The organism is Pseudolabrys sp. Root1462 (assembly GCF_001426945.1).
GTDB lineage: Bacteria > Pseudomonadota > Alphaproteobacteria > Rhizobiales > Xanthobacteraceae > Pseudolabrys.
Window position 1 is genome coordinate 2,495,169 of the sequence record NZ_LMFS01000001.1, and the last position, 15,730, is coordinate 2,510,898.

7 protein-coding genes are annotated in these 15,730 nt (G+C 63.0%); 2 read left to right on the top strand and 5 right to left on the bottom strand.

The window, feature by feature from the left end; genetic code table 11:
* The 4 genes from ASD45_RS12210 to ASD45_RS12225 are packed head-to-tail and all read right to left on the bottom strand — an operon-like array spanning position 1 to position 5,248.
* Positions 1-621 carry a HEAT repeat domain-containing protein gene (locus tag ASD45_RS12210; protein ID WP_056911726.1) on the bottom strand — a complete coding sequence of 207 codons (621 nt, stop codon included), beginning with the start codon at positions 619-621 and terminating at the stop codon, positions 1-3.
* Positions 608-1,729, bottom strand: a complete 1,122-nt coding sequence (cheB, locus tag ASD45_RS12215; protein ID WP_056911727.1) for a chemotaxis-specific protein-glutamate methyltransferase CheB — start codon at positions 1,727-1,729, stop codon at positions 608-610. Before cheB ends, ASD45_RS12210 begins: the two co-directional genes overlap by 14 nt.
* Positions 1,726-3,315, bottom strand: a complete 1,590-nt coding sequence (locus tag ASD45_RS12220; RefSeq protein ID WP_056911728.1) for a chemotaxis protein CheW — start codon at positions 3,313-3,315, stop codon at positions 1,726-1,728. The genes cheB and ASD45_RS12220 overlap by 4 nt, the downstream gene beginning before the upstream one ends.
* Positions 3,308-5,248, bottom strand: coding sequence for a methyl-accepting chemotaxis protein (locus tag ASD45_RS12225; RefSeq protein WP_244485335.1), 1,941 nt, complete (start codon positions 5,246-5,248; stop codon positions 3,308-3,310). The genes ASD45_RS12220 and ASD45_RS12225 overlap by 8 nt, the downstream gene beginning before the upstream one ends.
* 281 nt (positions 5,249-5,529) lie before the next feature.
* Between ASD45_RS12225 and ASD45_RS12230 the strand changes: the two genes are divergently transcribed.
* Together ASD45_RS12230 and ASD45_RS23470 are read left to right on the top strand one after the other, a co-directional pair.
* Entirely contained in the window at positions 5,530-6,147 is a 618-nt protein-coding gene (locus tag ASD45_RS12230; RefSeq protein WP_056911730.1) for a chemotaxis protein CheX, read from the top strand.
* A gap of 264 nt (positions 6,148-6,411) precedes the next feature.
* Positions 6,412-6,615 carry a hypothetical protein gene (locus ASD45_RS23470; RefSeq protein WP_156380817.1) on the top strand — a complete coding sequence of 68 codons (204 nt, stop codon included), beginning with the start codon at positions 6,412-6,414 and terminating at the stop codon, positions 6,613-6,615.
* 56 nt (positions 6,616-6,671) lie between these two features.
* Here ASD45_RS23470 and ASD45_RS12235 read toward each other — a convergent pair whose 3' ends face one another.
* On the bottom strand, positions 6,672-15,374 hold the full coding sequence (locus ASD45_RS12235) for a glucoamylase family protein (RefSeq protein WP_244485337.1): 8,703 nt from the start codon (positions 15,372-15,374) through the stop codon (positions 6,672-6,674).
* Positions 15,375-15,730 lie beyond the last annotated feature (356 nt).

Consider the following 15,730-nt stretch of genomic DNA (forward strand, 5'->3'; position numbering starts at 1 on the left):
TCAGGCTTCTGTGCCGGATATCCGGGCTATCGCCACGGAAACGGCGAATGGCACGAACGGCGTCGCGGCAAACCGCGTCGCGCATCTTTCAAGCACCGGGATCGCCTCTTTGGTGCCGACTTCGGTCAGCACGTCGATCGCCGCCGCACAGACATTGGGATGCTGCTCGTTCTCGATCAACGCGCACAGCAGCCGCGTCGCCTCGGCTTCCGGCATATTGCGAGCAAGCTCGGTCGCCAGAATCCTCACGTCGGAGTCCGTGTCGGCGAACAGGGCCTGCATGAATGGCGCCACCGCCTCCGGTATGCCCTGAAGCGCCTCGACCGCGGCGGCCCGAAGCCCGGCATCGTCCGCCGCCAGATAAGGCAACATGACCTTGACGCTGGCTTCGTTGCCGACGCGCATCAGTGCGGTCATGATCGCCTCGCGCACACGCGGCGAATCTTCGGACGCCAGCGCCCCGGCCAGAGCCGGAACGGCATCCGCCCGCCCGGCAAGCGCGCGCGCCGTAGACCACCGCGTGTCGGCGGCAGCACTGGTCAGTCCCGCCAGGTGGCCGGCCGAATTGTCGCCTTTGGCCGGTTTATCGGCCGCCTTGCCGCCGGCTTTAATGAGAGGCATGCGCGCCCACCAATTCGACAATGGCTTCGGCAATATCGTCAACCGGACGGACCAGGCCGGCGCCGCCGTTTTTCACCAGTTCGCCCGGCATGCCCCAGACGACCGCCGTGGATTCCGCCTCGGCGATCGTGCGGCCGCCACCCTCGCTCAACTTCTTCATCGCCGCGGCGCCATCATTGCCCATGCCTGTCAACATCACACCGAGCATCCGTTCGGCATCGATACACTCAAGTGCACTGAGCACCATGCGTTCCACGCTGGGGTGCCACAGATAGCTCGCTCGGGCAGGCGCCGGCATCGCGATAATGCCCGTCGCGCGCGCGGCGACAACGACGTCGGCATCACCCCTGGCGATGTAGATGGTGCCGGCTTGCAAGGGCATCGGGTTACCAACTTCGACGACGCTCAACTGACATTCGCTGTTCAGGCGCCGAGCGAAAGGCCCGGTAAAGCTCGCCGGCAGATGCTGCGCCACCAGGACGGGCCACGGGAAATCGCCGGGTAGGCTGGGCAGGACAGCGTCAAGCGCTGCCGGTCCCCCGGTCGATGAGCCGATCAACACCAACCCGGGCAAGGCCGAAGGCCCCGGCTTTTGCTTGGGCTTGCCCGCACCCGATACCGGCCTGCGGCGAGCCGGTTTAGGACGTACACGCGCCGTAACAGCGCTGCGCATCTGATGCCGCACCCGCTCTGTCAGCCGCAAGGTGCGACGGATCCGGGCCTTGGACGCTGCGCGGACCTTTTCGACCAGGACCGGCCTCAAACGGTCGATCTCCAGCGACACCGCCCCGCTTGGCTTGGCGACAAAATCGACGGCGCCGAGTTCTATCGCCTCAAGTGTCTCTTCAGCGCCCTCCGCGGTCAGCGACGACACCATGACCACCGGACGCGGCATCTCGATCATGATCTGGCTGAGGCAGGTCAGACCGTCCATGTCCGGCATCTGAACGTCGAGCGTAATGACCTGGGGATCGAATGACCTCACCAGATCCAGCGCTTCGGCGCCATTGCGAGCCAAACGGATGTCGAAGTCGCCTTCGGCAACGAAGATATCCTGCAACAGCTTGCGCATCAGCGCCGAGTCGTCAGCAATGAGAAGCTTGATCACGTCGATGTCGTCGTCTGGTCGAGCTGCTCGCTCTCGAATTTCGCAATCACGTCGCTTTCAACCTGGTCGAGGAGCTGGGCCGAGTCGACAAGGAGGATCATGCGCCCCGTGTCTTCGAGATTGATGACCCGCGAAATCAGCCGCATCTGGTCCGGCGACATTTCAGGCGCCGGCTGGATAGACCCGGAGGGCACCTTTAAAACTTCCGCAACGCTGTCGACGAGGAAACCGGCCCGCGCGCCGGCAATGCCTAAAACAAGAATTCGTTGCGATGCGCGGTTACCCGCGGCGACCACATCGAAACGACGGCGAAGATCCACGATCGGCAACACGCTACCGCGCAGATTGATAACACCGTCGATAAAGGCAGGCGCTTTCGGAACGCGCGTAATATGTTCGGGCGGGCGCACGATCTCGCCGACCGCGGCAATGGGCAAGGCGTAGTCCTGGCCGCCAAGTCGAAAAACAATGAATTGCTCGTCGGCCATGGCAGCGGTTCCTGATTGAACATCCTTGCCGTCGACAGCACCGCCCTGCTCGGCCAGAATTCGACTGACCAGATCGGACCTGAACAACCGATCCGGCGACAGCACCGCGACAAGACGGCGGCCCTGGTCCAGACGGCAGATCGACGTCACGTCGGCTTCGCCCTCGCCGCGGCTGAGCAAGGTTGGCGCCGTATCGATCTGCGCCGGATCGACCCGCAGGATTTCCCGTGTGGCATCGACGACGACGCCGATCGAAGCGTCACCCATGGAGACCACGATAACCTTCGCGGACTGCGCACGCATTCCATCGACCGGTAATCCCAACAGGGCACGCAACGACACCAACGGCAGCAAGCGGTTACGCAGCGTGACAACACCCAGAACGGCCGCCTCCGCGCGCGGCACCTCGGAGACATGATCGGGCAGCGCCACGATCTCGCGCACGCTATCGAGCGGCAGTGCATATTCCTGTGCGCCGAGATCGAAACTCAATAGCGACGTCAGCGTCTTTGTCTCGACCGCGCCGGCCGCGCCAAGCGCCACGGCCGAACGGCCCGCGTCGCGGCTGCCGGTGACGCCCAACTGGGTGAACTGACCGCTTATCAGGCGCGCCGAATTGAGAATTTTTGTCGGCTCCTGACCTTCGGCGCCTCTGATCACACTTTCGATCACGGCCGGATCGATGTCGCCGGCGCCGGCATCATCATGGTCGAGCCTTTCAGCCGGCACTGCGACCAGCCGATCGATGCGATCAACGACAAAGCCGACCGGCGCCGTTCCGTTCAGGACGATCATGCGCGTCGTGTCGTCGGCCGCGGCGTCCGGCAGATGCAGGAGCCGACGCAGGCTGATTGCGGGCACCACCGCGCCGCGCAAATTGGCGAGACCCAGCAGGCTCGGGGGCACCAAAGGCATATAAGACAGCTTCGGGACGCGAATAATTTCGGCAATCGAAGCCAGCGGCATTCCGAACGAGCCGCCAGCAATTTCGAACAGCAGGAAATGCTTCGCCGTTGCGTCCGCATGATCCACGCGCGGCGCTGCCTCAGCCGACCGTCGCTCGGTCTTTTTCGCCCGGGTATTGGTAGGGTTAGCCATTGCGGCTCTGGATCGTTTCCGCCAGGGAGGCGATCTCCTCGATCGCAGCGGCCAGATCTTCCGCGCCCCGCGCTTGTTGCTTGGCGGCAGCCGCAGCCTGCGCCGAAGCGCCCGCTGCCTGTTCCGCAACCGCCGCGATCTGCCTCGAGCTTTCGGCGGCGTCCTTCATCGAGGCCAGGATCGCTTCGGCGCTGTCGCCGACCTGCCGGCTCGCCGTCGCGATTTCACCGATGTCCTTTTGGACCAGATCGAATCCGGAGAGCACCGCATCGGTACGCTGATTTTCCGTCTCAGCGCTGGCAATCACGCGCTCCAATTCGCGGCGCACGGCCGTCATCTGCGCCTGGATGGCACGAATGGTATCCTTGATCCGGCCGGCGTTCTCACCGGAGTCTCGCGCGAGACTGCGGATGTCCTTGGAGACAACGGCAAAGCCCTTGCCGAATTCGCCGGCGCGGGCCGCTTCAACCGAGCCGCTGACCGCCAGCATGTTGGTCTGGATGGAGACGACGCCGATACCGTCGACGATCTTTTCGATGCTCTGGGTGATGCCTTCCAGCGTCCCGACAACGCCAAGGCTTTCACGCGTCGAGGCGATCGAGCGTGTCACACCCTCGGAGAGACCGTTAATTTGCGACCGGCACTCGCCAAGCATGGCGTCCATACGCTTGACCCGGTCGAGCGACGCCGTCGCCGCCTCGCGCGATTTCTGAGCAGAACTGGCAATTTGATCCATCGCGCCGCTGGCTTCCTGGGTCGCAGCGGCTTGCTGCTGAGCCCCACGGCTGATCTGCTCGACCGCGGACATGATCTGTGCCGCTGAGCCGGACATCTCCTGCACCGCGGTGGAAAGCTCTTCGGCAGCTGAGGCAAGCTGGTCGGTGGCGCTGCCACCGCTGGAGATGCCGGCCACGTCCGCCGCCAGCGTTGACAGGGACTGCGTTGCACTCTGGCTTTCGTCGAGAACGCTGGCCTGTTGCTCGACGCTGCGGAGCGCTTCGGCGGCGGCCGCAGCCTGCTCTTCAGCGGCGGAAGAAATGATCTCGGCGCCGCGCTGCGCTTCACGGGCAGCCCCGTCGGCCTCCAGTGCGGTTGCCGCGATCGCCTGACTGTCGGCGGCCAGAGCGGCCACTTCCCTGCGCAATTCGCCAAGCGCCAGAATGACAGTCTGGCTTTTTTGTACCTCGACACCCGCCGCGGCGGCGGAGGATTTGATGATCGACGAGACCGCGCCGACCTGAGACTCGATCTGGCTCGCAAGGTCCTGCACGTCGCGCGCACTTTTTTCCGACGTTTCGGCCAGCGCCCGCACTTCCTCGGCCACGACTGCAAAGCCTCGGCCATGATCGCCAGCTCGGGCAGCCTCGATCGCCGCATTCAACGCCAGCAAATTGGTCTGGTCCGACACATAACTGACGGTCTTGGTGACGTCGCCGATGCTGGCCGCCTGCTCACTCAACTGGGCCATGATAGCGACGGTGTCATTTTGCCGCTCGCCGTTGTGCTTGATGTTGCCGGCCCAGCCACCGATCTGACTTGAGGTCTCGACCAAAAGCGTTTCCAGCGCGTCGGTGCGGCGGCGCATCGTCTCGGCGCGTTCCCGCGCCTGAATGAGGGACGTCGCGGTGCTCGTGGCGACCGCCAGCGTTTCCTGGGAGGCGCTGGCCGCCTCCTCGGCGCCGGCGGCGATCTGTTCCATCGAGCGCCGCAGCTCTTCGGCGGCAGAGGCGGACTGGGTGATACCGGCGGCAAGCTGTTCGGTCGCAGCGGCAATCCGCTCTTCGATTTTTTGTTGACGGCTGGCCGATACTCCGGCGGTTGGTCGCGATGGCGTCACTTTCGAGGCCGCTGCCTTCTGCGGAGCCGAAGCCGAAGCGACGGCCGGCCGGCGAGACGCTTTGCCCCCACCGGAGCCAAGTGCGGTGGTCTTCATCAAGGACTTGGGACCGTTCAGCGCGCTAGTCTTCCGCGGCGGCGGGCTTCCGGCATTCGACGGCGCCGCACCTGCGCTGCTAAGAGCTGGGTTCCCGGCAGGCCGCAAGGAACCGGGAGTGCTCGGCTTTTTACGCATAACGATCTCATTGTGAGGAAGACTGGGGCTATCGTGCCAAGCTACGCGGTAACCAACGGAACGCACAAGAGAAATAAGAGTTCCATCGGTCGGTGAAAAATGTTCCAGATACTTTCAGCCAGCTCAGGAGCCTGTCGGACGTCATGACCGAACCCGTCGTTCCGCTAAGCGAACTCGAGCGTGATGCGCTGGGGGAGCTTTCCAACATCGCCATGGCCAAGGCGGCGAACAGCCTGCGGCAAATGATCCAGCACGAGGTGACGCTGGCAGTCCCCTCAATCGAAATACTGGCGAGCCACGCCGCGAGCCAGCTGGTTGCCAACCCGGCCAACCCCCGGCTGGTCGCCGTCCGTCAGGATTTTCAGGGCGCTTTTTCCGGCCAGGCGCTGCTCATCTTTCCGGAAAAGAGCAGCCTGGAACTGGTCCGCGCCGTGGTCGGCCGCCAGCTTCCGCTGGAAGATATCGTCGATCTCGAAGACGAAGCACTGGCAGAGACCGGCAATATCATTCTCAATAGCTGGATCGCGACAATCGCCAATCTGTTGAAGAGCACGCTGAAAATGTCATTGCCGGTCGTCGTCCGAGGTGACAGCCGGCACATGTTTGAAAGCGCGGTGTCCACCTACGTGCTGTTTCTGCATATCAGGTTCGATATCCGCCAGCGCGAAATCCGCGGCTTCGTCGCGCTGCTGATGGACATACCGTCGCTCGAAGAACTGCGCGCGCTGATCGCCCGTCTCATTGCCCACATCAGCCGATAATTGTGGCGGCGTTTCTGCTGTCTGCAGGGTATCCGGTCACCCCTGCCGTGTCGTCCCGCGTGTTTGATCAGCGAATGGAACACTCAGCGGCGCAACCGCGGCAGACGCTAAAAAATGTTACTAGACTCGCTCTTTCTAAAAGCGCAGCGTTGTTGCTGCCGGAAACGTTAGCGCAAGACGCTCGGGCTTTCGTAAAATCGATCTTAATATCGAGATACTCTCGAGCGACTCGCTCTGCATTCCATTGAGCGAAGGGGAAAGCGTATGCGTGCCCTTGTCGAGCCACCGCCATCGTCGCGCTGCCAGGACTGTGGTGGCGAGTTGCGGCTCAAGCGGATCGAATCCGCCAACAGCACTCTTGATCTGGACAACGAAATTTTCGTCTGCATCAAGTGCGGCCGTGAGCAAGCAATCGCCGTGAACCATAATCACAGCGCGCGCCATACACCCGGCCCCAAGGCCGCCTAGCCGCGCCGCGATCGCAATGCCTGACCGCGCCGCGTGGCGGATGCCTGGCAGACGCGTTATCCGAGGATGACGCGGATGCGATGAGTAGCGCCGTCGTCCACCAACGTGATTTGTGCGGTACCGGCCGGTAACACCTGGTCATCCAATTCCAGGCGAGCGATACCGCGGCAAACGCCAGCTTCATTGGTCACCGATATCTCATACAGGCAAGTGCGGTGCCGGAATGCGATATCGAATTTTGGCCATGCTCGGGGAACGCACGGGTCGAACCGCAAGGTGTTGCCCTCGATGACGAACCCCAGGATCGATTCCAGGCCCGCCCGATACATCCATCCCGACGATCCGGTGTACCAGGTCCAGCCTCCGCGCCCGACGTGCGGCGCCACGGAATAGATATCCGCGCACACCACATACGGCTCGACTTTGTAACGCAGTGCCTCGGCCCAGGTGCGCGCGTGGTTGATTGGATTGAGGAGCGACAACAGCTCGGCCGCCTTGTCGCCGTCGCCAAGCTTGGCAAGCGCTTGCACCGACCACGTCGCCGCATGCGTATATTGACCGCCGTTCTCGCGGATGCCGGGCGGATAGCCTTTGATATAGCCAGGGTTCAGCGGGGTTTTGTCGAACGGCGGCGTAAACAGCAGCGCCAGCCCCTCGTCACGCAAGACAAGGTTTTCGTCCGCCGCCTTCATGGCGCGCGCCGCGCGCGTTGGATCTGCTGCCCCGGAAATCACTCCCCATGACTGGGCGATGGAATCGATGCGGCACTCGCTGCTCGACGCCGAGCCGAGCGGCGTTCCGTCGTCAAAGTAGCCGCGGCGATACCAGTCGCCGTCCCAACCCTCTCGTTCGAGAGACTCGCGCATCGCTGCCGCGTGCGTGCGCCAGATCGCCGCGCGCTCATGCTGGCCCTTCTGCTCCGCAAAACCGACGAAATTTGTAATGGTGGCGCAGAGGAACCATCCCAGCCATACGCTCTCGCCCTGCCCGCCGGCGCCGACCAGATTCATGCCGTCGTTCCAGTCGCCGCCACCGATCAACGGCAAGCCGTGCCGACCGACCGCAAGACTGCGGTCGAGCCCGCGCGCGCAGTGCTCGTAGAGCGTGGCCTTCTCATCCGACGACATCGGCTGGAAGAACGCGTCATGTTCATCGGCCGCCAGAAGCATTCCCTCGAGGAACGGGATTTGCTCGTCGAGAACGGACGCATCTCCGGTCGCAGTGACGTATTGAGCCGTTGTGTAAGGCAACCACAGCAGATCGTCGGAGACCCGCGTGCGGAGGCCCTTGCCGGAGGACGGCAGCCACCAATGCTGGACGTCGCCCTCGGCAAACTGCCGTGCGGCGGCACGCAGAAGGTGCTCGCGCGTCATGCCGGGCTGCGACAGGCACAGCGCCATCCCGTCCTGCAGTTGATCGCGGAAGCCGTAGGCGCCGCTCGCCTGATAGAAGCCCGAGCGGGCCCATACGCGGCAAACGATCGTCTGATACTGCAGCCACCCGTTCAGCAGAACGTCCAGCGCGCGATCCGGCGTGCGCACCTGGACTACGCCGAGTGTCTGGTCCCAGAAACGAACAACGTTACCGAACACTTCATCGAGATCAGCGGCGCGGTAGCGTTCGGCCAGCGCCAGAGCTTCCGCTGCGGTTGCGGCCTCGCCGAGCAAGAATACAACTTCGACTTCGCCGTTCGCCGGAATCTCGACTGCGGTCTGCTGGACGCCGCACGGGTCGAGGCCAGCGCCGACCCGGTTGGACAGAGGATCTTGCTTGGCCAGCGCCGCGGGCAAGACAGGGCTCCCGTTGCGGCCGATGAACTCGGTACGATCGCCAGACCAAGAGCTCTGCCTTCCGCCCATATCGGCAAAGGCCACCCGTGAGCCGAATTCCATGCGCCATGGATTGCGCGCGAGCATTACCGAAGTTTTCGGATCGACCTCGGTGACGACATAGGGTGCGCAAGTCGCCCGCGACGGTCCGAGCACCCACTCGACGTAGGCCGATATCGACAGCCGCCGGCGCCGGCCCGAGACGTTCTTGATCTTCAGTCTGGAAATCTTGACGGAATCGTCGAGCGGCACAAACTGCAGAAGATCGAGCGAGATTCCGTGCGACTTATGTTCGAAACGGCTATAGCCCCACCCGTGCCGGGCAGTGTAGCGCGACGCGTCGTCGCGAATGGGTAGAGCGGTCGCGGTCCAAACCTCGCCGTTGTCATCGTCGCGCACATAAATGCATTCACTGGGGCTGTCGCATACCGGATCGTTCGAGCGCGGCGTCAGTTGGTTCTCGCGGCTGTTGACCGACCAGGTGTACCCGCTGCCTTCGGCGGAGACGTGGAAGCCGAACGAGGGATTGGCAATGACGTTCACCCACGGCGCGGGCGTTTCCCGATCGCCGTCCAGGATGATTACGTATTCCCGTCCATCGCGATCAAATCCGCCGACTCCGTTGAAGAACTCGAGCGGCGGCGGCGCAACGAATTCGGCGGGCGCCACGCTTCGCGGCGTCAGGCGCGGCGGTTCGGCGGCCGGCCCCAGCTCCGGCAAACGCTTGACCTGCTCGGCCAGGCTGCCGCGCCGGCCCACGATAACCACGCGCGCCACCGTCAGAAGCAGGTTTCGCACCTCATCCGACAACACGTCAGCGCGCAGCAGGAACAGGGTTCCTTTCTCCCGCTCCGAGGTCCGCACGTTTACCCGAACGATCAACTCCAGTGCCGATTGCAGGTCCTGGACGTAAGAAGTGCTTCTCTCGTTGATGATCACCAGATCGACGGCGAGCTGTTTCGTCCGCCAGTAATGTTGCGCCCGGATCAACTGGCGCACGGTCTCCAAGTGATCGGCGTCATCAATCCGGCACAGCACAATCGGCTGATCGCCGGAAATCCCGTGTTGCCAAAGCGCCGACGGTCCGAGACTGTTGCGTTTCAGGATCTCCGAGGACGGCCGCAACGTCGAGTCGGAGTACAGAATACGGTTCGCAATGCGCTGAAACAGGTGCGCTTCATCCGGTGTGATCCCGACATGGTGAAGCTGAACCTGCGCCTGCGTCCACGCCAGCGTGGCGGCGCGTTCGAACGCCGCCACATCGTGGTGCTTGTCGACGAGGCTGACAACATTATCCCGTGAGCCCGCGACCAGCGTCCAGAATGAAACGCGCACGGTCGCACCGGGCCTGATGGTCACGCGGCGGCGGATGCTGAAGATCGGGTCGAGGACCGTTCCGACGGTGTTGGATAGCGATTGACCACTTCTCATGGCGACCGGAGAACGGACAGTGTTCCCCCGTCCGAGGAAGCGCGCCCGGTCGGTCTCAAATTGCAGCTCGTCGGTGGCATTACCTTCGGCAACCGCCAGATGGGCCGCCCATATTTCCGGTTCCGTCGGCGAACGCCTCCGCCGGGTCGCCAGAAGGGCGCCCATTTCGGGCACGAACTCGGTTTGCACGAAAAGCTTGGAGAATGCCGGATGCGCGGCATCATCGCCTGGGCGCGCCAGGACGATTTCCGAATAGGAAGTCACCTCGATCTCGCGCGTCCGCAGGCCATAATTCGTGATCGAGACGCGCCTGACCTCACCGTCATCCTCCGGCGAGACGATGACGTCGAGCGTCGTCGTCAAGGCGCCGTCCCGACGCTTAATCTCGGCGCGATCTTCCGAAAAGACGACCTCGTAGCTGTCCGGCTTGGCGCCACTCGGTTGATAGCCAGCCGACCATACGGCCCCGCTATCGACATCCCTAAGGTAGATATATGACCCCCAGGGGTCACAGGTGACATCTTCCTGCCAGCGCGATACCCCGAGCTGCTCCCAGCGGCTGTACCCTGCCCCAGCGGCCGTCAACATGACGGCGTAGCGGCCGTTCGACAAAAGATGACTGCGCGGAACGCGATCGTGCGGCGAGCGAAAGCGGCGCAGCATGGGGGGCACCAGTTCGCGCACCAGTGTCACCTGGTTCACTTCCTCGGCGCGGACCCATTTGACCGCAACGTCGCGCGGCGGCCTCTCCTGCAACAACAGCTCTGTCGCCTGCACGATTGGACTGGCATGAAAGCGCGAGCGCATCGCGCCGCCGCCCAGCGTGTTGGCGATCGCAACCAGGCTCATCCCCTGATGATGGGCCATATAGGCGCGCACGACCGCAACGCTCTTGCCTTCCGGGGTTCGCCCCGGTGTGTAGTCCAGCGCCTCATACCAACCGTAACGCCCCGAGCCGCCCGCCTCCGCCAACCGCGACAAGTTTTGGACCGCAGCCAACGGGGCAACCATCGACGCAAGCATGGTGGCATAGGGGGCAACGACGACGTTTTCGCTAAGGCCACGCTTGAGCCCGAGACCCGGGACCCCGAAATTGGAGTACTGGTAGGTGAGCTCCAGATCACGGAAGTTATAAGCGGACTCGGAAATTCCCCACGGGACGCCTCGTTGCGCGCCGTATTCGATCTGCCGGCTGACAATCAGCTTGGCGGTTTGCTGCAGCAAGCTCCCCGCCGGCTCGCGCATTACCAATTCCGGCATCAGATACTCGAACATCGAGCCCGACCACGAAATCAGGGCGGAGCCACGACCAATCGGAGTCACCGCTCGTCCCAACTTGAACCAGTGCTTTGGCGCAATGTCGCCTTTGGCGATGGCAATGAAGCTCGCCAGGCGCGCCTCGGACGCCAGCAAATCGTAGCAGCTTGGGTCGAGCGTCCCCTCGGCACATTGGAACCCGATCGACAGCAACTGCCTGGGCCGGTCGAGCAAGAAATCGAATTGCATCTCGTCGAACATCGCGGCGGCAATTCGGTCGATGTTTTCAATTCTCTCGACAAGTGCCTGTGCGGCAAGCGCAGTCGGGGCCGCCACCGTGCGCGGGCCAGGCCCGGCCTCGTCTGCGATGCCGTCGGCGCTGCGGCCGTGGGCTAACGTAGAAACGTGATCGGCCAGATCGATCAGCGTCGGCGCGGTTAGAACAGCTCGGTCAATGTCAGCGCGTTCGCCCCGAGCGAACAAGCTATCGACGTCGCGTTGATGACACTGAACCGAGGATGCCACCACCTCGGCCCAGGTGACGACATCGCTTGAGCCAGCAACATCGTTGAAACGCTCCTCAAAAAGCGCCCGCGCAAATTTGGGAAGCTCTGCGGCCTTTTCCTTCAGCTCCGCCAATCGCGCAGCATGCTCAGCGAGCGACGCTGCCGGTCCCCTCAGGGACACTTCACACGAATTCAGCGCGTTGTAGAGCTGATTGCGAGCGGCCTCCGACATGCGGCGATCGCCGCTGAGGGCATCCAGTGCGTTCCGAGTTATCTTGACGGCGTCGGCGATCCCCGCCAGCGCCTCCGGGCGGGAGACGGGCGCCGCCAGCAACTCACGACAAGCACTCCGAAGTGTAATCAGATGGCCGGCAAGATTGCCGCTATCGACCGACGACACATACCTGGGATCGAGTGGCCGAAGATCGCGTGTGTCATACCAATTGTAGAAATGGCCGCGGAATCGTTCCAGACGATTCATCGCGGACATCGTTTGTTCCAGCCGGGCGACCGTCGACGTCAGGCCCAACCAGCCGAAGTCGCGGGCAGCAAGGATGGAGATAAGATAGAGCCCGAGATTGGTCGGAGAAGTGCGGTGCGCGACGACCGGATGAGGATCTTCCTGGAAATTGTCGGGAGGAAGCCAATTGTCTTCCGCCGTCACGAATGTCTCAAAGAAATGCCACGTGCGCCGTGCGGTCAGGCGCAGACTTTCGGCCTCGGCGTCCGACAGTTCGCTCAGGTCCGGGCTTGGCGTCCGACTTGCCCACCAGGCGATGGCGGGCGACAACATCCAGGCGCCCAGCAACGGACCGGCGATCAACCAGACCCCTGGCGGCGACCACAGCGCGGCAAGCGCGCCGCATACGGCCAATATGACGGCACCGAACATCCGCCGGTAGAACCCGGCGAGATCGAGTTCTTTATTGGAGCTGACAGCCGCCGCGGTCATCCATTCCAGCAATTGTCGCCGCCGATATAGCCTCGACAGTGTGCGAACGATTGCATCGACCATCAGCCAGGCTTGATGCGCGAGAAATGCCACCTCGAGGCCGAACTGGAGCGACGCGACGCCCAATTCCAAACGGAATGCGCGGAAGTGACTGCCGGCCGTAACTCCGGAACTACGCGGCATGACCCGGGCGATGAGCGGCAGGAACGCCGATATCGCATAGGGCAGAAGGACGAAGCCGGTCCAAAGCCAGGCCGATTCCGGAGCCAACAGGATCCAACCGGCTACGAGAGCAAGATAACTCGCTGGCGCCGACAGGGAGCGGCGGAGATTATCGAGAAGCTTCCAACGCCCCAGTGGCGAAATTTCCGTTCGGCTAAGCGTGCCGGCCGCCCTCCCGAAGGTCCAGGGAAGCAATTGCCAGTCGCCGCGCGCCCACCGGTGCTGGCGAGCCGCTGCGACGTCGTACCGCGACGGATAATCCTCAAAGACCTCTACATCGGTGACCAGTCCGGCGCGAGCAAAGATGCCTTCCAGCAGGTCATGGCTAAGAACGCTGTTGTCCGCGATCCGGCCAGCGAGAGCGGCCTCGAAAGCATCCACATCGTAAATGCCCTTGCCGCTGTAGGAGCCTTCCTCGAACAGATCCTGATAGACGTCGGATACGGCCGCGGCGTATGGGTCGATACCCGTCGGGCTCGAGAAGACGCGTTGATAAAGCGAACCGTCCTGCACGGTGGGAAGCGAAGGAGTGACGCGCGGCTGCAAGACGCCATAGCCCTCCACCACACGCTGGGATGCGGGGTCGACCCTCGGCCGATTGAGCGGGTGCGCCATTTTGCCGATCAGGCGTTTGGCTGCTCCAATCGGCAGCCGCGTGTCCGAATCCAGGGTGATGACGTAGCGCACGCCCGCCGGCACCGGCAGTTCGTCGCCGATCGCCACAAACGTGGTGCCGGTCGCGCCCCGCAGCAGCCGATTCAACTCATGCAGTTTTCCGCGCTTGCGTTCCCAGCCGATCCATTTGCCCTGGCCTTCGCTCCAAACCCGCCGGCGGTGGAACAAGAAGAAACGCGGTCCGTCTGCGGCCGGACCGTACTCGCGATTGAGCCGGGCGACGCCCTCGATCGCCGCACCCAGAAGCGCATCGTCGCCTTCGACTTCCTCAGTATCGGCATCCACCCAGTCGGAAAGCAGAGCAAAACGAATATCGCCGTCCGGACTTGCGAGATAGTGGATCTCCAAGCGCTCAATCAGCTCATCGACCGTTGCGCTGTTGGTCAGCAGCGTCGGCATGACGACGATCGTGCGAAGGTCGCTGGACACACCGTCGCGAAGCTCAAGGCCAGGAAGCGGCGCAGGACCGAATTGATTGGCCACGGCACGGTTCACCAGCACGATCGCGGCATCGATGGCAACCAGAATGCCCGGAACCGCGAGCGCCACGATGGACCATCCGGCGACATCTCCGCCGACGGCGAGCAATGCCAGTACCAGAAGCGCCGCGGAAGCGGCCGCGACAACACCGAGATAACCCGAAATGCCCAGGACCGCGTTCGCCCGGATCAGCCAGTCTTTCAGGGGCGCGCGAAAGCCAAGTTTCGCTTCGAATTCACGGCGCCCTTGCCCGATCAGGGAATACCCCGGATCGCGCTGGCGCGGATCGAGCTCCGCCGCCCCGGCAAGTTGGTCGGGCTCGGCGCGCTTTCCGATGAGGACGGCAGCTCGCGCGACTTCAATTTCCGAATGAATCGACCCGCGGGCCAGCTCTTCGATGGCGCGCCGATACCGATCACGCGTCGCGAAATCCATGCTGGCGAAATCGCTGCCGGCCCGCAGTTCCTCATCGACCAGACTGACGCTCTCGAAGAACTCGGCCCAATCCAGCTCGGATATGTGCCGCATGCTGGTGACGATGTTACGCACGGTGACGTTCGCCGCACCCTGCCTGCGGTGCTCCTCGCGCACGATCTCGTCCGCATTGGTGCCCAGCGCACTCAGCCGCTCGTCCAGCCACCGGAGGGCCGGCGTCGAAACCGGGTCTTCATCGCGCAGCCTTTGCACGAGTTGAACCACGAAGGATCGCGGCAACGGTCCGTTTTCGTAGGGTCGCAGGGCCGCGGTCGCCGCTGCCTGCGACCTGCCTTTCGGGCTGAGCAGGAGATCGGCCAGCGCATCGGCAGCGTCACGCGCGGCCTGACTGCCGACGATCGTTTCCGCCACACGGCGCAGATTTTCGACAAGCACGACACGGAGCGTGATCGCCAGAGCCCATAGCTCGCCGATCGTCAGCAACTGCGAACGCTGATACGCCATCACGAAGCGTCGAAGCATCTCGGCTTCAAAGCGGCTGTCGGTGTGCGCAACGAAGGCCCAGGCGATCTCGAAGATACGTGGATAGCCGGCAAACGGGCCCTCGATCAGCTTTGGGAGCTGCCGGTAATAGCTCGCCGGGAGATCGGTGCGGATCTCGCGGATTTGGTCTTCGGCAAGATGGAAATTGTCGATCAGCCATTCGGCTGCCGGCGTTATGGGCCGTTTGGCGGCAATCGCAGCCGCAATCAGCCGATAGGCGGCAAGGAGCGCTTCATCGTTTTCCTGAACGCGTCTTTTAAGAGGCTTTCCTCGCTCCGGACGCGAACTGACCGACTGGGCCGCCGCAAGACTCTCTGCGTGCTGCTCAAGGCGCTCGATGCTGAAAAGCTCTTCACGGATTGTCTCTTCGTCAGCCCATGGCGGGGCCGACGTCATCGTGAGGAGAATTCGCGAAATGAAACTGTTCAATGATACCTCGAAACCTCGGAAACGAGCACGAGGGGAATTGAAAGATAGGGGTCAGTCGGCGAATGCTGAAGTTCCCTAAGTCTGTTTGCGCATGACGCTGAGACGCCATCCTGCCACGACAGCAATGCAACTGTCGCGCTTCGCAATCGCTAATCTAATATTGTCCGGTACAGGAATACGCCCGATCCGACGCGCCGATGGCGCGCCCGGTACGTACTTAGCAAACAAGATAGCGCTCCGATCGGCTTGCCCGCGCCATGACCGAGCTTAAGGAACCGGCCGCGGGAACATATGGCGCTGCCCCGGAACCTGTGGGTCGATCTTTACAACGATGGGCTTGAGATAGCTAGCCGAGC

Coding starts and splice junctions, on each gene's coding strand:
- ASD45_RS12210 (WP_056911726.1), bottom strand. CDS start 621: ATGCCTCTCATTAAAGCCGGCGGCAAGGCGGCCGATAAACCGGCCAAA.
- ASD45_RS12220 (WP_056911728.1), bottom strand. CDS start 3,315: ATGGCTAACCCTACCAATACCCGGGCGAAAAAGACCGAGCGACGGTCG.
- ASD45_RS12225 (WP_244485335.1), bottom strand. CDS start 5,248: ATGAAGACCACCGCACTTGGCTCCGGTGGGGGCAAAGCGTCTCGCCGG.
- ASD45_RS12230 (WP_056911730.1), top strand. CDS start 5,530: ATGACCGAACCCGTCGTTCCGCTAAGCGAACTCGAGCGTGATGCGCTG.
- ASD45_RS23470 (WP_156380817.1), top strand. CDS start 6,412: ATGCGTGCCCTTGTCGAGCCACCGCCATCGTCGCGCTGCCAGGACTGT.